Below are 17,374 nucleotides of genomic sequence, written 5' to 3' on the forward strand. Positions count from 1 at the left end.
TCCTATTTCACTATTGTCATCATGACATCCGCTGGCTGACATGTCGAATGTTCCTCTACAATCACATCTTCGTACGCTTGTGTATTGGTGATAATGACTGGTGTGATTGTTTTTAATCCCTTGCTTTCAATCGCTTCTTGATCAAATGTCATCAACAAGTCACCCTTCTTTACCTTGTCGCCTTCTTGGATATTGAGTGTAAATGCTGAGCCATCTAGGGAAACCGTATCAATTCCGACATGAACAAGTAACTCCACACCAAATTCTGAACGCAGCCCAATGGCGTGCTTTGTCGGTGCAAGCATGACGACACTGCCGTCAAACGGTGCATACAGCTTATTGTCTGCTGGCTCAATGGCAATCCCTTTGCCCATCGCCCCGGAGCTAAACACGGCATCCGGCACCTCAGATAATGGGAGCACTTTTCCTGCAAGTGGTGCAGTGATCATTTCCTCATTGTTCATAGGAGCATTTGTATTTTCTCCGTCTTGATCTTTGACATGTGTTTCACTAGCTGTCTGTTCTACCGTATCTTCCCCATAACCAAACATTTGAATGAGCACAACTGGTAAAATAAGCGCAATTGCCACACCAATCAAAATACCAATGATCGACGTTGGATAATCTGCACTAATTCCGTTCACAATCGTCAGCGGACCAGGCAAACCTGCATACGCAAAATAATATGGCGTAAAGAAACTGGCGACAATGGCACCGACCGCTCCAGAAATACATCCGAAAATAAATGGTTTTTTGAAGCGTAAGGTGACCCCATAAATCGCAGGCTCCGTAATTCCGAAGAGACCCGTGATTCCCGCTGAGACCCCGACTTTCCGTGTTTCTCGATTTCTTGCTTTTAAAATAACGCCTAACACTGCACTGACCTGAGCGATAACAGCGATGGTTTGATATGCCTGGAAGGAGTCACGTCCATACTGTTCGAAGTTGGCCAGCACCATCGGCGTGATGCCCCAGTGAACACCGAAAATGACAAGCACTTGCCAGAATCCGCCGATAATGGCACCTGCTAATGCCGGTACATTGTCAGCTAAGAAATTGTATCCGTTTGCAATCCCATTTGCACCTGCTGTCGAAAGAGGACCAATTAATAGAATGGTTAACGGGACCATGACGACCATACAGATAAATGGTACAAATAACGGTTTGACGACCTCATGAATTCGTTTGTTTAAAAATCTCTCCAGATAAGAAAGAATCCATACTAAGAACAGCGGCGGCAATACCGATGATGTATAGACCGTTTCAGATAATGCAATGCCTAAAAAGGTAACGCCTTCACCTGATGCCACGCGCCCAGCAATCTCTGTCCAAGCTGGACTGACAAGCGCTGCTGTACAAGCAACTGCGATATACATATTCGTTTTAAAGTGCTTGGCTGCTGTTATTGCAATAAAGATTGGCAAGAACGTAAACGGCGCCCAGGAAATGAAGCTAAAAACTTCATATGTTCCAGTTTTCGAGAAGCTTGGAAATAACAAGTTAATTAAGATAAGTGCACCTTGTAAAATACCAGCCGCAGCCAAAATATACACAAATGGCGCAAACACAGCGGACATGGTCGCGATGACTCGGTTCAGCACCGTTCCCTTGTTCTCATTTGCCTGATCATCATCAGACGATTGAAGCTGAACAAGACTGGAAAAATGCTCGTATACCTCGCCAACATGCTGACCGATGACGACCTGAAATTGCCCACCGTTTTCCACCACAGTAATGACGCCAGGCATCGCATTGACTGCTTCCTTGGCCTTTGGATTTGAACGTTTCAGTACCAAACGCAGCCGCGTGGCGCATCTTGCGGCACTCACCACATTTTCTTCTCCGCCAACTGCCTCTAAGATGTCTTCTGCAAGCTTTTGATAATCCCTCACTTTTGACATATAACCCCCCCTTTATTAACACTAGTATATGTACATTATAATTATACCGTTACAATTTATCAATACATATATAATTACAGTTAGCATATCAAAGGAAAATCCGTATGTGCTATAATACAAAGACAATAAATCGTGAAAACAAAGAGGAATGGCTATGTTAAAGTATCAACAAATTGCGAACGATATTGAAAAATATATTGTCACCCATGAGCTGCAGCAAGGGGACAAACTCCCTGTACTCGAGACACTCATGAGCCAATTTGCGGTAAGCAAAAGTACAATTATCAAATCATTAGACTTGCTCGAAAGAAAAGGAATTGTCTATCAGGTGAGGGGCAGCGGGATCTTTGTCAGAAGACACCGGCGCAAAGGCTACATCAGCCTTTTATCCAACCAAGGGTTTAAAAAAGATTTAGAGGAATTTCAACTGACATCAGAGGTTTTAACATTAGACACCGTCAAACCGACAGAAGAAGCTGCGCTTAATTTGAACATTGAACAAGAAGAGGATGTTTTCTACCTCAAACGCATTCGTTACATCAATGGACAAACCTTATGTTTAGAAGAATCCTATTATCGAAAAACAATCATTCCCTATCTCAACACAGAAATCGCCGCCGATTCCGTTTTTAAATTCGTCAGCGAAGGTCTGGGACTCAAAGTCGGCTTTTCTGATATGTACATGCAAGTAGGCAAACTGAATTATATTGAAGCAAAGCACCTCGGCCTCAAACAAGACGATCCCGCCCTCCGCGTCGAGACTATCTTTCACCTCACAAACGGCCAGCCCTTCGACTTCTCAAAAATCACGTATAACTACATGCAGTCTCAATTTTTTATTCAAGCGAATAATTATTATGGGTGATGGACGGAAGAAGCCTCCTGATACAATTCAGGAGGCTTGTTTGTCGTATGAAGAAATGTCGCATGATGAATGTTTTGCCGAATAGGAGGCATCACCCGCTCACCTCACAAGCTCATCTCATTTTAGATCTTGGCAAAACCTACTACTAGATATAGATTTAATGTTTTGATTTAAATGGCTTTCTATCAACTGAAAACATTTCTCCTGAATCAATGACCGTTTAAACGTGTCTAGCTGTTCTTTTTCATCACCATGCAAATCTTCATCTTCCTCTAACTGAAAATCAGTTAAGTCCATTTTGTCATGAACATGCGTTTTAATAAAAACATGAGCATGATGGAAATCGTGCATATGCTCTACTAAAGAAGAGATCGTGGTGATAAAATCATCAAATGTATCTTCTTCAAGCGTTTTTTTGAGATCGAGATTACTATGCACATCAATTGAAATGTAATTATCTCTTTCATCCAATTCTTCTTGGATAGCTAGAGGATTATCGTAAGTCGTTGCTTTTCGATTTAAATCTGTAATGGAGAAATAAATGATGATTTCTTTTTTATCGAGAAATTCATACTCCCATATTTCTGCATCTCTTAATCTTAATATGCGGGTGAGGTTGTCCAACTTTTTAAACCCTCCATTGATTGATAAGATCGTTTGAAATGTTTCTTAATTCGTCGGTGTCGACGAAGAAGATCTAGATGCTGCTTCATCAGCCTTCACACAATCAATTGCAACAACCAAAGCAATCATCACAGGCTCCATCTCTTCTTTTAAAATATCAACCTTGTAGCTATCGCCCCAAGTAAACCATTCCTTCTTCACCTGACCGATCACTTCGCCGTTCTGCAGCACTTGGAAATTCATATCCCACCAGTTCCCACTCACTTCTATCCCCACTGCATCAATCGAATATTTTGCTTTAAAGAACGTAAACTCTTTTTTGATCGTCAATACCTCTTGACCACCAACTTCTACTAAAAACTTCGGTAAAAAACTAAACATCTTTTTCGTAATCACGGCAATTTCGTCTCGTTCTGTATTCAGTATGGTGAACGTCTTCGGCATCTTCATAAAGCTACCCTCGACCACATACACATCGTTCTCCTGCTGATCCTTTACCGTAAATCTGCCACTGAGACTAAATACCTTTTGCTTCATATAAAGTTGTTTCATATGTACCTCCAATTTAATATTTAATTAAAATCTCTCTTATATCGAACAGCTAGGTATACTCCTGAAGCGAGAGTTGCAAGAGAATATTTAAACAAAAAGAAGATTTGCCACATATATTCTTTTGGAAAAATCACGTCACATAAAATTACTCCGAATAACATGCAGAGGCAACCTTTTAAAGTGATTTGATTTGTCCTTTCGTCACTCTTTCCAATTCGTTTAAGGAATACAATTGTTAGAATCAATCCCACTAAAAGCATAGCAAACCCAATACCAAGGAGCATGTTCCAATTATCAGTTGATGTCTCCACCCAAGTTTTTAAAGGATAAAAGATTGTATTTGTAAGATCTCCCTTATTTTTCATTCTTCTCATTTCCTTTCACATAAGTAAAAATATCGTTAACATCAACTTTGAAGAAATTCGCAATACGAAAGGCTAACAGTAAGGTAGGAACATAATTTCCTTTTTCCATGACGAAAATGGTTTGTTTAGAAACACCGACTTTCTCAGCAAGCTCTTGCTGAGACATTCTGGCAAGCACCCGATATTCATAAACCTTATTAGATATCGAATCACCAAAATCTCCCTTCATATCCATCACCTCTTAAAAAAATCATAAACTAATCGTTTATAAAAGTAAAGTAAACTTATATAAAATAATAATATACTTTCCAAAAAGGGATTTCTTTGAGGACAATTTCTTGATCTTTAGACAAACACATTTGTGTTACAATCGGGTTCAGATATATATAAAACCGTCTTATAATTCAAACGCTGTTTTTTCTGGAAATACTCCACCTACTCTTAGAAGACAGGCTGCTAATTGTTGTGCAGCTCTATCAAACTAAAATGTTGATGGAATATTTCCATCTCGTATCGCTTCTAACTCTGAAACTTTTCTCGTCAATTTATTTAATTTAATTTTCCCCATATTCTTTTCACCTGGACTCAATCTATATATGACACTCTGTGTATATTCCACTCTCCCTAATGATCTCTTCTTCTCTTTGATGTCATTTGTTGTAGCATTAACATAGGTTAATCTTCGGCGTTATGCAGCGGCCTACTCAGTGAAACAGGAGAAATACCGATATACGAGGCAATATGATATTGAGCGTTACGTTGATCCAAGCCTGGATATTTCAACAAAAATGCTTGATAGGTGGAGTTACCATTGCAGCTAGTTCTTGGCTTTATAACAAGATTAGTTATTATTTCAGTAAAAAAGCAGCAGATACTGCGGCTAAAAAGATTCCAAAAGCTTAAAAAAGTCAGAGGGTAAGGTTGATTTAAAAAAGTTTAAAGACAAACATGGAAAAACGCCAGCCCAAAAAACAAGCGGTACGTTCAAGAATGGAAAATGGGTAATAACAAAAGATGTAGGGAAACATATAGGTTATAATGGAAATAAAAAAGCTTGGAAAATCGGCAATCCTACACGGAAAGCATCACTAGATAAGTATGGTAATGTTATCAGTGAATAAAAGGAGGAACTATGAAAACAACGAGCTACAAATCAAACCGACTTGGGATTGTGTCATTACAATTAATCCAACCAACAAATCACTGACAATCCGGCAAACAGAAGAAGTATTCGGAGATGTGTACGAATGAAAATAGGAGGAACTATGAAGAAAACCACTTTTTTTGATTGGACGGTTCACTATCCTGAACATTTAACAGCAGTCAAAGATGATACAGAAAAGAAAATGGTCTTTCTAGAACAGACCATTGAATTTAAAGGGATTATCCGACTTGATGAGAATGATGAACTGCAAATTAAGCCGACTTGGGATTGTGTCATTATTATTAATGCCAAAAACATGTCTGTCACAGTTCGTGATGCAGAAGATGTTGTAGGCTTACCATAGAAATTAAAAAAGTCTCGTTTGAGGGAAATAGCTCAAATGAGACTTTTTTGTTTAATACCCATTTACAAAATAAGCAATGGTTTCTAATTCATCTTCTTTCAGTTCTCTGTTCACGTAATTTTGATATTCTTTCGTGATTTTATGCTGATCTCCACCACATTGATCAGTGAATTTCGCCATCATCCGAAGTTTGTCTCTTTCCTGACAAAACTCCTCTTTTGTCCACGGTCTTTGGTGTGAAGGAATATACGTTTCTGCATCAAAAGCTTCTAACTCATCTAAAAGACGCAATATTTCTTTCACCGTATAATGTACTTTTTCGGCATACATTTTCGGATAAATACAATCACCAAGAAAAAGGATTTTCTCTTCTTTCACATACACGATGACTGAATCTGCAGCATGATCGCCTCCAACATGTTGCACGACACAAGAGACCCCGCCAAGATCAATTTCCACCCGATGGTCAAAGGTGACATCCGGTAAAACCACCTTAATATCTCGATGATCCTTATATTCTTCCTTGATGGCCTTCGCGCAGAACTCAATCTCCGTTCCTTCCCTCACCCGCTCATCAATCGCCTCATCTGACCACGAAAACGGAAGAAGCTTCTCCATTTCCTTTCTGGTTTTTGCAGAAGCAATTGAAATCGTATCAGGCAGCGCTGGCAGACCAAAAATATGATCCCAATGCCAATGCGTGAGGACAACCATATCAGGAGTCAAGTTCTCATGTTTTAACGTTTCTTTGATAAAGTACTTGGCATGTTCTTTCGAGTTACCAGCATCAATCATTAATGTCTTGTTACTGCCCACAACCATACCTAGAATGGGGCGGTCGGTAAGCGATATAGGTGTGATGTACCAAAAACTCTGACCTATTTTTTTAATTGAGTGCATAGGTTGCTTCCTCCTTTCTATAATTATATTTTAATCGAATCACGTTTTTTACTCATCGTTCCACTGTTTATGATGCGGACGTCCTTCAATATTATAAGTGCGGTTTACTAATTACTAAGTATATCGAATTCCATTACTCGAAGTAGCACGTCAATCCAATATTGTTACAATGATTGCGATTGCAACGCCCAAAGCCCCTACCCAAGTAATGGAAGATAGAGAAACTCTCTCTACAAAGATACCTCCAATAGCTGCACCTGCAGCCATCGCCAATTGCATCATTGACTGATTGAGACCTAATAGTATACCTGATGACTCTGGCTCTATTGTAGCTAGGTGATATTGTTGAGTCGGGCCAGAAGACCATGCAGCAAATGACCATAATATTAAAATGAGCAATACTCCAACATAAGAATACGTAACTAGTGAGAGCAATATTAGCATGATGATATGTAATGTCATTCCGCTAATCAGTTTGCTCTTTTTCTTTCGTTACTTAACCAAGATCAAATTCCCCGTAATAGACAGCATCCACTAGTTCACTTTCTGCTAAATCTAGTCTCAGGTCCACTTCTTTTATCCTCCGTAAAAAAATGGCTAGCAGGAGAATAGACGATTGTTTCAATTAAATAAATTAAGCTAATAAGATAACTAAAGAAACAATAAAACATTACAAGATTTTTGAAAAAAATAGATATATTCATTTTACCTGAATATGTCTAAGTGTCTTACAGTCATATGTGAATTAAATACTTTACATTAAACCGCACTTATTTATGATAAGGCTCTTCGTGATAAATCTAAATGAAGATTTTTAGGTTGGTGTAAAACGGCCTTTATTAAATCGCATTTATGGGTTTTTAATCCTTTTTTGCATAATTGGTTATTCAATTCTTATTATAATAATTTTAATACAATGGGTAAAAATAGAATCGATATTCCTAAAAGATTTGAAATGAGGTGAATTGGTAAATGCAGTTAAAGTATAAAGACTTTTTTTCAATTCTTGGTCAATGGATTTTCTTTGGAAGCATAATTGGTATAGTTGTCGGTACGACAACAAATTTTCTTTTAGAGACAAATGATTATCTAGGAGATGATATACGAGCAAAAAGAGATTGGCTTATCTTCCTTCTCCCCTTTGGAGGAATTATCATAGGATACATATATATGAAATACGGAAAGGTATTTTTGAATAATACTTTGAATGACACTGCTGAATTAAATAATCTCGTGATAGACTCAGTTCATGGAAAAAAAGAGGTTCCGCGGAGGATGGGACCTATCGTCTATTTCGGGACTTTTATCACGGTCCTTTTTGGCGGTTCAACAGGAAGAGAAGGTGCAGCTGTCCAAATGGGAGGAAGTGTAGCTGCAGCGGTCAACAAATTTTTTAAGGTAAACAGATTTGACAAGAAAGTTTTAATTATAAGCGGTATAAGTGCTGGTTTTGGGTCTGCCTTTGGAGCACCCATAACTGGTACTGTTTTTGGCATGGAAATGGCTGCTTTAGGAAAGCTGAAATTTGAAGCACTTGTTCCTTGTCTTGTCGCTAGCTTTGTTGGTCACTATATAACTACAGCAGCTTGGGGACATAAACACGAAGAATTTATTATACAAACCGTACCGGAAATATCATCTATTACGTTTTTAAAAGTTATTCTTATAGCAGTCATTTTTAGCCTGATAAGTGTTCTCTACTGTCAGTTGAGGCACGGAATACAAAATTTCTCTGAGAAACTTTTCAAGAAAAATCATATGAAAAGAGCCTTCTTTGGAGGAATTGTCATTGTGGGATTAACTTTAATTGTTGGATCACAAGACTTCAATGGCCGGGGATTACAAATGCTGCAACAAACTTTTTCAGAAGAGGTGCCGCCTTTTGCTTTCCTGGCCAAGCTGGTATTTACTGCGGTAACCCTGGGCAGCGGCTTTGTCGGCGGGGAAGCCATCCCTTTGTTTTTTATCGGGGCAACATTAGGTAATGCCTTACACACGTTCATTGACTTACCTATGTCATTTCTCGCCGCTTTAGGCTTAATCGCGGTTTTTTGCGGGGGTGCGAATACCCCTATAGCTGCTTTCCTGCTGGCAATGGAGATGTTTAATGGGAAAGGGTTAGAGTACTTTTTTGTTGCTTGTTTAGTCAGCTATCTATTCTCAGGACATCATGGGATCTGGCCTTCTCAGAAAATATATAACCCTAAGAGCAGGTTATATAATCTTCCCCAAGGAGAAACCTTAGAAAATGTAAAAAAAAGAAAAAAAAGCACTAAACAAAATTGATTGTTCGGAAAGGGGATTGCTTATGGATTTTCACTTCATATGGAAAGCTATTGTCGTTGTCGTAGGAGGAGTCATAATTTTGAGGTTAGCAGGAAGAAAATCAATCTCACAGCTTACGGTAGCTCAGACTGTCATGATGATAGCAGTCGGATCATTGATTATTCAACCTGTGGGTGACAGGAACATCTGGATTACAATGGTGATTACATTTTTGATGGTAATTACACTTCTTTTTATTGAGTATATCGCTTTGAAATACAATGTTTTTGAGACATTTGTTTATGGAAAATCACTTCTAGTAGTCGAAAACGGCCAAATTAATGAAAGCAATTTAAAAAAGCTGCGGTTAACTGTTGATATGCTTGAAGTACGAATGAGGCAGGAGAACATTCAGCATTTCACTGACTTACAATGGGCTACAATAGAAGCGAACGGTCAGTTAGGATATATGTTAAAGTCTGATAAACAATATGCTACTAAGGAGGATATTCAGATGCTCAAATCGCTAATTGAATCAAACCAATCCCGCCCTCAGAATGGATCATCAAAAACTCAAACAATCATGTCAGATAACTTATTTACTGAGGTCAAAAACAGAAAACATAAAGAAAAACCTAAAGAGAATCTGGATTAAGAGCAATTATAAATATTTCAACTTGAACATAATTTGGGGTTCGATCTCGTCTTTCCTCTTGGAGATAAAACAGGAAAACGGAATATTGTTTTCCTGTTATGTCAATGTCTAAGCATTAAAAAATCAACTGCACAGATTACCCTCCGCTAAATTTACCCTTCTCATTCCTCACTTACTTATGGTACGGCTCCCCCCGCACAATCCGAAACGCCCGATAAATCTGCTCCACCAACACCAGCCTCATCAACTGATGCGGGAACGTCATCCTCGAAAACGACAGCTTCTCATTCGCACGCTGCATGACAGCATCGCTTAACCCAAGCGACCCGCCTATCACAAAACACACCTTACTTTTTCCGTATGTTGCCAGCTTATCTATTGTATCGGCTAATTCTTCGGAACTTTTCATTTTTCCTTCGATGGCGAGGGCGATGACGTGGGCGTCTGGGTTGATTTTGCTTAGGATGCGTTCGCCTTCTTTGTCTTTGATGATTTTCATGTCTTGATCGCTGAGGTGTTCGGGCGCTTTTTCGTCCGCGAGCTCAATGATCTCCATTTTCGCATAGGCCTGTAATCGTTTTGTGTATTCGGCTATGCCTTGCTTTAAATATTTCTCTTTTAATTTTCCTACTGTGATAATTGATATATTCACAGGTCATCCCCACCTTAAGAACAAGTTATTCATATAAGTTATCAACAATTGTGGATAAAATTTGTGTATTTTGTGTCCGATCATTCGTTCCCCACTATATATATTGCAGGTTCATCGCACAATTCACAGGTTGTGGATAAGCTGTGTGTATGTTCGATTTTTCTGAATTCTGGTGGCAGTTCGTGATCATCTATGTACATGTCTAATACGGTTTCAATGTGTTCTGCACAAGCATAAAATATTTTGTTCATAAGTTTCTTTTTCCTCCAATATGTTCTCCGGTTATTCACATTATTTCGCTCATTGTTCAATATAACCGATTTATTCACATGTTAATAGTCTTTTGCCTTTTTCCACACCTTTTATCCACAAACAAAACGAAAAAGCCTCCACTTCCTGTGAAGGCTTCCTTCTATATAAACGGATTATAAAATCTCGTTCCTCTTACAAAAGTCATCACAAGCGACACGATCAGCACCACACCAACAAACAATAACGCCGCATAATCTGCTTTTTGAAAGTCTTTGGCGGTAAACCATGTGCGCTTTTTATGCTTTCCAAATCCACGCAGCTCCATCGCATTGCTGATCGTTTCAATCCGCTCCAAGCTGGAGAAAATCAGCGGCATCACAATCGACAGCGCATTTTTAATTCGTTTCCCCAGTTTTTCATTCTTCGATAAATCAATTCCTCTTGCTTGTTGAGAAATCGCAATCGTCCGAAAATCCCGCTGGATGTCTGGAATATAGCGCAGGGCAATCGCTACAGCATAGGAAATCCGGTAGCTGACCCCGATTCGGCTGAGCGATGAGGCAAATTCACTTGGATTCGTTGTGACGATAAATAAAAGCGCCGCTGGCATGACGGTCACATATTTGAGTGTAATGTTCAATTGATAGAAAAGCTGTTCAAGTGTGACATTGTACCAGCCAGCGATATGAAACAGCTCGTGTTTTGCTCCGTAGATGGCGACACCTTGCTGGGGCGCAAAGATGTAAATGGCGATGTTGTTGATCACAAGGAAAATCGCCAGGACAATCACCACGAAGGAGATATCACGAAATCGCACGTTCGACAGCTGAAAGAATACGATACTGGCGGCTAGCATAAACACTAATACGCCTGTATCATACGTGAGCATCGCTGCGGATGACCAGAGGATAAAGCAAATGAGTTTGGTTGCACCTGTCAGCCGGTGTATCGGCGACGGGCGATCGATATAGGACAGCATGTCTACAGCCATGTCATTCGTTCCTTTCTGTCAACCTCAATGAAGCGATCCACGAGTTCATTTGGATTCGGCCAGTCTGCTTTCAGCGCCAATTCATACAGCGACGTTTCCTTTAAACTCGCCTTTTGGACAAGCAGCTGATCTGTCAGCACTTTAGCCGGTGTATCATCTGCAATTTTTTCTCCATCTGACATCACAATGGTTCTTGTCGTGTATTCGAGCATCAGATGCATATCATGTGTGATCATTAAAATCGTGACACCTTGTTTGTTTAATTGCTCTAAAAACGTCATCATTTCTGTGTAATGTCTAAAATCCTGTCCGGCGGTTGGCTCATCTAAAATGATGATTTCTGGCTCTAATACAAGAATGGACGCAATGGTGACGCGTTTTTTCTGTCCAAAGCTGAGGGCCGAGATGGGCCAGTTTCGAAATGGATACAAGCCGCACACTTTCAGGACACGCTCCACACGTTCCTTTATTTCTTCTTCCTGCACGCCTCTTAAAACGAGACCGAGTGCGACCTCATCAAAGATCATTTGTTTTGAAATCATTTGATTTGGGTTTTGCATGACGACACCGATTCGTTCGGATCGCTGTTTGATCGTATCTCCTGTGATGTCATCACCATTTAAAAGAATTGTCCCTTCAGTTGGCTTTTCAAATGCACAGAGCAGCTTGGACAATGTCGTCTTGCCTGCACCATTGGCTCCTGCGATGCTGATCATTTCTCCTTTTTTGACGGTAAAAGAGATGTTGCTCAGCGTGTTTGGTCTTGTTGGATAGTCAAAGCTCAGCTCGCGCACTTCTAGTAAATCCTGTGCTGCAATCTGCTCTACTGACGGCTCGGATGCTTCCATCCATTGATCGATTTTCTCTTTTGCCTCGTCATTTAAGGTGAGGTGCTGTAAATTTGCTAACTGATCTCCCGGCGCAACCGGAATGCCTGCATATTTCATGGCCTTCACATATAATGGCTCACGTAAATACGCCGCTCCTAATACATTTGACGCGAGTAATTCATCTGGTGTCATATCCGCTGCAATCGTACCGTCATTGACGACGATGATGCGGTCGACATGACGGAAGAGGACATCCTCTAATCGGTGCTCGACCATCACGACAGTTTTTTTCGTTTCTTTTTGCAGTCGATCGATGAGGTCGATGACTTCTTTGCCTGTTGCGGGATCAAGGCTCGCAAGTGGTTCATCGAATAATAAAATGTCGACATCGTTGACAAGTACGCCTGCAATGGCGACACGCTGTTTTTGCCCCCCTGACAGCTCATGCACGGATGCTGCCAGCTTGCCGTCTACCTCTGTTAATCTCGCTGCTTCTGCTACACGTGTTTTCATCTCTTCACGCGTGACCTGATCATTTTCAAGCGTAAACGCTATGTCTTCTCCAACGGTCAGCCCGATAAATTGTCCATCAGGGTCCTGCAAAACCGTCCCGACGAGCTGTGAGAGGGAGAAAATGTTCTCTTTCTCTGCATTCTTTCCGCCGATGTGAAGACTTCCTTCCATAGACCCTTTATAAGACGCAGGAACTAGCCCATTGATACAATGGGCTAGTGTGCTTTTTCCCGATCCAGACGGGCCTGCGATGAGGACTTTTTCTCCTTCATAGATGGTCAGGTTGATATCTTTCAATGTCGGTTCTGACTGACTGCGATACTTGAATCCGAAATGTTCGAATTGAATCATCGGTTTCTTCATTTACTTGTTCCACCTTGCTTCATGATGTTTCTTTCGATAGGCTGCCGCTTTTGCTTCTCGTTTTCGCATAAGCTGCAATGATGATTGTTCCTAGTACACCGACTGTGATGATGTTCGAAATTCCTGCTACGATGCCTTGAACAAACACTTTGTTCGCTGGTTCTGCATAGATCACAATGTCGAGTACAGGGGCAATGACAAACCAGCCTAATGCCTGCGCGCCTGCTTGTACAGCGTTGAAGAGCGTGATCTTTTTCCAGCCAAAGTCGCCCTCTTCTACTTTTAAACGGTTTGAAATGAAGCCGATCAACAAACCAACGATACCTGAAACGATAATCCAGCTCCACCAAGGGCCAAATGTAGTGGCATCTTTAATGAGATGGCCAATAAAACCAATCAGTGCGCCTGCAATAGGGCCAAATAATACAGCCATTAACGCAAGGAATGCATACGATGTTTCAATTTGTGTATTCGGAATTCCAGTTGGAATGGAGACGAAGCGGCCTAAAATGACAAAGACGGCTGCGCCAATTCCGATGGCAACGACAGTTTTCGTTGAAAGTTGTTTACCTGCCATGATGTTTCCTCCTCTTATTCGTATATAATGCGCGGAGCTTTGCGAATCGAAAGGCGCCAGCCTGTGCCTGTACCGATGTTATAAGCCTTTGCAAATGACCCTTGATTGATCGCCACGCCTAAATGATCGAGTGAATTGACATATACGAGTGGTTCGCCTACCTTTAAATCGGCAAAAGATCGTCCATAGGTCATGATATTTTTATACACATTTTTCGGGCCGTTGGCAATGGTAACTTCTATTGCATCACCATAATTGATTGAAAGTTGTTCAAATAACGTGTGATGAATGTTTGTCCATAGGTTTCCGAACCTCACATCTAAAATATCAATTGTTCCTGTGATCACTTCCTCTTCAGCATAAGCCTGTACGACTGGAAGGTGAATAATATCATCAATATTCGCCTTTGGCCCGACCTCTTCAAAAGAAATCATGCCTGAAGCAATTCTCGCGCCTGTATACGCGTAAATATCTCTCCCATGGAATGTATGTGATTTTCCCGACTTCGGCAGCCGGTTAATGGTTTCATCTAAATAACGGGCTTCCACAATCCCAATATCCTGCGCGACGTGCGTGAGTGTCCCGTTATCTGGGGTAATGATATAGTGCGAGCTTGTTGTTTTGACGACAAGACTCTTTCGCTCTGATCCAACGCCCGGGTCAACAACGGATACGAAGACCGTTTCCTCCGGCCAGTATGTGACGGTTTGGAGCAGGCGATAAGATGCCTCCCAAATGTCATATTGCGGAATGTTGTGTGTTAAATCAAAAATGCGGATGTTGCTGCTCACCGTATTTGCCACTCCGTACATTGCGCTGACTGCTCCGTCATCAATGCCGAAATCTGATTGTAAAACCAATGCATGTTCACTCATGTTAATCTCCCTTTCATTTGAAAAAATGGTTGTGGTGTTTCACGTGGAACATTTGAACATTTGTATGAAAAAAGTGGACAATAAAAAATACCCCATCCTTATCTTTGAATCATAAGGACGAGGTATTTGTCTCGTGGTACCACCTTTATTTACTGTTTGCTCGCGCTAAACAGCCTCTACAAGTACAAAGCTCCAATCTGGCTCATATACTGTGGTTTTGATAACGAGTACCAACTCTCGTCGTGACCTACTGATATCAAAGATATGTTCAGTACGAGGCTCAGAGACCATTTTTCGAATCATTATTTTTGCTTCTTTTCAGCTGCCGAAGCTCTCTGTGGAAAAATTGATGATTGTACTTTCTCTCGTCATTGCCTGTTCAACTATTTTGAATTAAAGCTATCATACATGATGTTATTTTATAAATCAAGATATTTTTCTGAACATTTTTAAAAATGAGTCAACTGATACTGGAAGAGTCTTCTTTTTATAAAATTTAAACAAATGTTAAAGAGTGAGATATGGTGTCTTTCTTTTCTAGCGTTATAATAGAGAGGAAGGGAGGTACAGTGTGTGTGGACCATCTGTATGAATGAGTTTAAGCAGCTCTTCAAAAGCACAAAATCCATCTTAACAATTGTTATTATTTTCATTTTATCTACTTTTGTATCAAGTCTTCCATTTATAGCTGCTTATCAAGGGAAATGGGAGCAGGCAAAGGACCCTTATTCCATTGGGAATGAACTGGTGATTTCTTTATTTGGTTTTTTCCTTATTTTTTTATTGTCTCATGATATTTTGAGTCGCGAAATTCACTTGAAAACCATTCGTTTTCTCGTCAGTAAAACGACCCGTTTGAATATTATCGTCGGAAAATATCTTGGACTGATGCTGTTTTGGCTCAGCTGCATTATGACGACATATGTACTGAATATGGTGATTTCACATCGGTTTCTGTTCTCTGATGCCTTAAAAATCTTAACCTTTATCAGTGTCGGCATCTCATGTGCTTTGTTTTTGTCCATGCTCTTTCCAACACCGCAGAAATCGATGTTTGTCGGTATGTTGTTTTCCTTTCTTTTCCCAATCGTCAGTATGATTTCTGTTCTCTCTTCAGAGCGGTTGATTCATTGGTTCAAATACATGACGCCTTATTATTATGCGCGATGGAGTGAACCGCTGACCTATGTGCTGATGAATGCAGCATTGACCGTTGTCTTACTCATTGGAACTGCGCTGCTGTTTCAGAGGAGGGATGTCTAAATGCTACATACTAAAGGACTCACAAAAAAATATAGGACAAAAGTCGCAATAGATCATATTAACCTTGATGTCAATCAAGGCGATATCTTCGGACTCATCGGACCAAAGGGTGCTGGTAAGACCACATTTTTCAATATCATTACGGGAATTTCCCGCCCCACCTCTGGTACGTTTACAATGATGGACATGCCTTCGTTAAAAAAAGTGAGGCATCACATCGGTGTTCTGCCTGAATATACGGATTTATATGAAGGGCTCACGGCACTTGAGCATATCGCCTATTTATCAAAAATTACCGGTACACGCCAGAAAACGAGCGATTATGAAGAATTACTCGAATTCGTCGGTTTACATCGCTATCATCAGGAGAAAGTCGGTGCCTTTACACCTGGTATGAAGAAGCGGCTCGGAATTGCGCAGGCCATCGCCCATCAACCTGAATTTATTTTGCTCGACGAGCCTTTTGCCGATATTGATTCAGATTCTATCTTGAATATCCAGCGGGTCATTGATACGTTAAAGGATGAAGGCAAAACCGTCTTTTTAACAGTTGACCGTCCAAGGTTCACAAATAGTATCTGTACCAAAACTGCGTTCATTTCTGAAGGAAAATTAGTGTCCCCACATACTTATCCTCAAGAGAAAACCATCACATCCTCAAACATTCGTGCAACCTTCAAGCATGCATGGATTGATGATGAGGTGAAGCCTGTTCTCACGCAGTACTTACAAACTGTGGGAACAGATCTTGTGATCAGTGATGACGAGACCTCATTGTTGATTCGTTCAGAAGCCCAAGTCCCTGCGATCATCCGCGCTTTCGTGAAATGCAAAGTAGACCTATACAGAGTCACGGCTCAGGATGCCATGATTTCCTCATAAAAAGTACCGTACGCTATCCGCACGGTACTTCTTCTTTTTTATAAGGGTTTGCTCATGTAAATGCCGGTTTCCGCAAATCCCGTCTTCTCATACAGCGCACGGGCGATTTGATTATGAGCAAAGACATGCAGCGAGAGTTTTTGCACACCTAATGACTTTGCCTGCTCCTCTAATGCAGCAATGGCCTGCTTCGCAAAACCTTTTCCTCGATATGCTTCAAACAAAATAAAGTTATAAATAAATCCTTCCTGTTGAGGGTGATTCGGATCATAACAAAGCCAAACCCAGCCAATCGCCTCTTCTCCATTTAAGAAGTTCCACAGCTCATGATGTTCTGTCTGCAGACCTTCTGGAAGCAGCCTGTCAAATTGATCTTCTGCGTTCGCAAGTGCTTCCTCCTTCTCCCATGTCCCTGCGAGCACTTTTTCTTCTGCATACCGCTTAATGGCTTCCTCCATCAATGAATCGTAATCTGTTTGTGACATCGGTTGTAGTGTAACCAATCGTACCTCCCCCTTTCCTTCATCATATGATGAGCATG

At 40.6% G+C, this 17,374-nt stretch carries 20 protein-coding genes, 2 pseudogenes and 1 other annotated feature; of the genes and pseudogenes, 7 read left to right on the plus strand and 15 right to left on the minus strand.

Features of this window, described 5'->3' with window-relative positions; all coding sequences use genetic code 11:
- Positions 1 to 2: 2 nt before the first annotated feature.
- Positions 3 to 1,901, minus strand: a complete 1,899-nt coding sequence (locus ACSLGF_RS12445; protein ID WP_456005888.1) for a beta-glucoside-specific PTS transporter subunit IIABC — start codon at positions 1,899 to 1,901, stop codon at positions 3 to 5.
- Between the two features lie 154 nt (positions 1,902 to 2,055).
- Between ACSLGF_RS12445 and ACSLGF_RS12450 the strand changes: the two genes are divergently transcribed.
- Positions 2,056 to 2,766: a GntR family transcriptional regulator gene (locus ACSLGF_RS12450; protein WP_456005891.1), complete on the plus strand. Its 711-nt coding sequence runs from the start codon at positions 2,056 to 2,058 to the stop codon at positions 2,764 to 2,766.
- A 117-nt stretch (positions 2,767 to 2,883) separates the two neighbouring features.
- Here ACSLGF_RS12450 and ACSLGF_RS12455 read toward each other — a convergent pair whose 3' ends face one another.
- From ACSLGF_RS12455 to ACSLGF_RS12475, 5 genes and pseudogenes are all read right to left on the minus strand, one after another.
- Complete coding sequence (locus tag ACSLGF_RS12455; RefSeq protein ID WP_456005893.1) at positions 2,884 to 3,390, minus strand: hypothetical protein; 507 nt, start codon at positions 3,388 to 3,390, stop codon at positions 2,884 to 2,886.
- Between the two features lie 45 nt (positions 3,391 to 3,435).
- Positions 3,436 to 3,942 (minus strand): LURP-one-related/scramblase family protein, encoded by a 507-nt coding sequence (locus tag ACSLGF_RS12460; protein ID WP_456005896.1) that lies wholly within the window; start codon positions 3,940 to 3,942, stop codon positions 3,436 to 3,438.
- 20 nt (positions 3,943 to 3,962) lie between these two features.
- Entirely contained in the window at positions 3,963 to 4,307 is a 345-nt protein-coding gene (locus tag ACSLGF_RS12465) for a DUF2178 domain-containing protein (RefSeq protein ID WP_230031396.1), read from the minus strand.
- Positions 4,297 to 4,536 (minus strand): helix-turn-helix transcriptional regulator, encoded by a 240-nt coding sequence (locus tag ACSLGF_RS12470; RefSeq protein WP_003214675.1) that lies wholly within the window; start codon positions 4,534 to 4,536, stop codon positions 4,297 to 4,299. Before ACSLGF_RS12470 ends, ACSLGF_RS12465 begins: the two co-directional genes overlap by 11 nt.
- 446 nt (positions 4,537 to 4,982) lie before the next feature.
- A pseudogene (locus ACSLGF_RS12475) lies at positions 4,983 to 5,105 on the minus strand (Crp/Fnr family transcriptional regulator); the annotation flags it as partial.
- Positions 5,106 to 5,420: 315 nt separating this feature from the next.
- On the opposite strand from ACSLGF_RS12475, the gene ACSLGF_RS12480 reads away from it, so the two are divergent.
- Positions 5,421 to 5,558 (plus strand): hypothetical protein, encoded by a 138-nt coding sequence (locus ACSLGF_RS12480; protein ID WP_456005898.1) that lies wholly within the window; start codon positions 5,421 to 5,423, stop codon positions 5,556 to 5,558.
- A gap of 14 nt (positions 5,559 to 5,572) precedes the next feature.
- Entirely contained in the window at positions 5,573 to 5,815 is a 243-nt protein-coding gene (locus tag ACSLGF_RS12485) for a hypothetical protein (protein WP_456005900.1), read from the plus strand.
- Positions 5,816 to 5,866: 51 nt separating this feature from the next.
- Here the strand turns inward: ACSLGF_RS12485 and ACSLGF_RS12490 are convergent, their stop codons facing one another.
- Entirely contained in the window at positions 5,867 to 6,715 is an 849-nt protein-coding gene (locus ACSLGF_RS12490) for an MBL fold metallo-hydrolase (RefSeq protein ID WP_456005903.1), read from the minus strand.
- A 150-nt stretch (positions 6,716 to 6,865) separates the two neighbouring features.
- Positions 6,866 to 7,189: pseudogene (locus ACSLGF_RS12495) on the minus strand (MFS transporter); the annotation flags it as partial.
- 498 nt (positions 7,190 to 7,687) lie between these two features.
- Here ACSLGF_RS12495 and ACSLGF_RS12500 point away from each other — a divergent pair.
- A complete protein-coding gene (locus tag ACSLGF_RS12500) occupies positions 7,688 to 9,001 on the plus strand; it encodes a voltage-gated chloride channel family protein (protein ID WP_456005906.1) in 1,314 nt (437 codons plus the stop codon).
- A 22-nt stretch (positions 9,002 to 9,023) separates the two neighbouring features.
- Positions 9,024 to 9,635: a DUF421 domain-containing protein gene (locus ACSLGF_RS12505; RefSeq protein WP_106071262.1), complete on the plus strand. Its 612-nt coding sequence runs from the start codon at positions 9,024 to 9,026 to the stop codon at positions 9,633 to 9,635.
- A gap of 172 nt (positions 9,636 to 9,807) precedes the next feature.
- Here the strand turns inward: ACSLGF_RS12505 and rlmH are convergent, their stop codons facing one another.
- The 6 genes from rlmH to ACSLGF_RS12535 form a co-directional block, all read right to left on the minus strand.
- Positions 9,808 to 10,287, minus strand: a complete 480-nt coding sequence (gene rlmH / locus ACSLGF_RS12510) for a 23S rRNA (pseudouridine(1915)-N(3))-methyltransferase RlmH (protein WP_099682465.1) — start codon at positions 10,285 to 10,287, stop codon at positions 9,808 to 9,810.
- Between the two features lie 80 nt (positions 10,288 to 10,367).
- Positions 10,368 to 10,538, minus strand: a complete 171-nt coding sequence (locus tag ACSLGF_RS12515) for a CxxH/CxxC protein (protein ID WP_113767955.1) — start codon at positions 10,536 to 10,538, stop codon at positions 10,368 to 10,370.
- A gap of 161 nt (positions 10,539 to 10,699) precedes the next feature.
- Positions 10,700 to 11,530 carry an energy-coupling factor transporter transmembrane component T family protein gene (locus ACSLGF_RS12520; protein ID WP_456005909.1) on the minus strand — a complete coding sequence of 277 codons (831 nt, stop codon included), beginning with the start codon at positions 11,528 to 11,530 and terminating at the stop codon, positions 10,700 to 10,702.
- The gene (locus tag ACSLGF_RS12525; protein WP_456005912.1) at positions 11,521 to 13,236 is read right to left on the minus strand and encodes an ABC transporter ATP-binding protein; all 1,716 of its coding nucleotides are present in this window, start codon (positions 13,234 to 13,236) and stop codon (positions 11,521 to 11,523) included. Before ACSLGF_RS12525 ends, ACSLGF_RS12520 begins: the two co-directional genes overlap by 10 nt.
- A 19-nt stretch (positions 13,237 to 13,255) precedes the next feature.
- Positions 13,256 to 13,813 carry an ECF-type riboflavin transporter substrate-binding protein gene (locus ACSLGF_RS12530; protein ID WP_456005914.1) on the minus strand — a complete coding sequence of 186 codons (558 nt, stop codon included), beginning with the start codon at positions 13,811 to 13,813 and terminating at the stop codon, positions 13,256 to 13,258.
- Between the two features lie 14 nt (positions 13,814 to 13,827).
- Positions 13,828 to 14,688, minus strand: a complete 861-nt coding sequence (locus ACSLGF_RS12535) for an SAM hydrolase/SAM-dependent halogenase family protein (RefSeq protein WP_456005916.1) — start codon at positions 14,686 to 14,688, stop codon at positions 13,828 to 13,830.
- 110 nt (positions 14,689 to 14,798) lie between these two features.
- Positions 14,799 to 15,069, minus strand: a binding site (T-box leader).
- Between the two features lie 192 nt (positions 15,070 to 15,261).
- Between ACSLGF_RS12535 and ACSLGF_RS12540 the strand changes: the two genes are divergently transcribed.
- Together ACSLGF_RS12540 and ACSLGF_RS12545 are read left to right on the plus strand one after the other, a co-directional pair.
- Positions 15,262 to 15,951 carry an ABC transporter permease subunit gene (locus ACSLGF_RS12540; protein WP_456005918.1) on the plus strand — a complete coding sequence of 230 codons (690 nt, stop codon included), beginning with the start codon at positions 15,262 to 15,264 and terminating at the stop codon, positions 15,949 to 15,951.
- Positions 15,952 to 16,833, plus strand: a complete 882-nt coding sequence (locus ACSLGF_RS12545; RefSeq protein ID WP_456005921.1) for an ABC transporter ATP-binding protein — start codon at positions 15,952 to 15,954, stop codon at positions 16,831 to 16,833. It abuts the gene before it with no gap.
- Positions 16,834 to 16,871: 38 nt separating this feature from the next.
- Here ACSLGF_RS12545 and ACSLGF_RS12550 read toward each other — a convergent pair whose 3' ends face one another.
- Positions 16,872 to 17,336 (minus strand): GNAT family N-acetyltransferase, encoded by a 465-nt coding sequence (locus tag ACSLGF_RS12550; RefSeq protein WP_456005924.1) that lies wholly within the window; start codon positions 17,334 to 17,336, stop codon positions 16,872 to 16,874.
- Positions 17,337 to 17,374: the final 38 nt, after the last annotated feature.

Source organism: Bacillus sp. A015 (assembly GCF_053851875.1).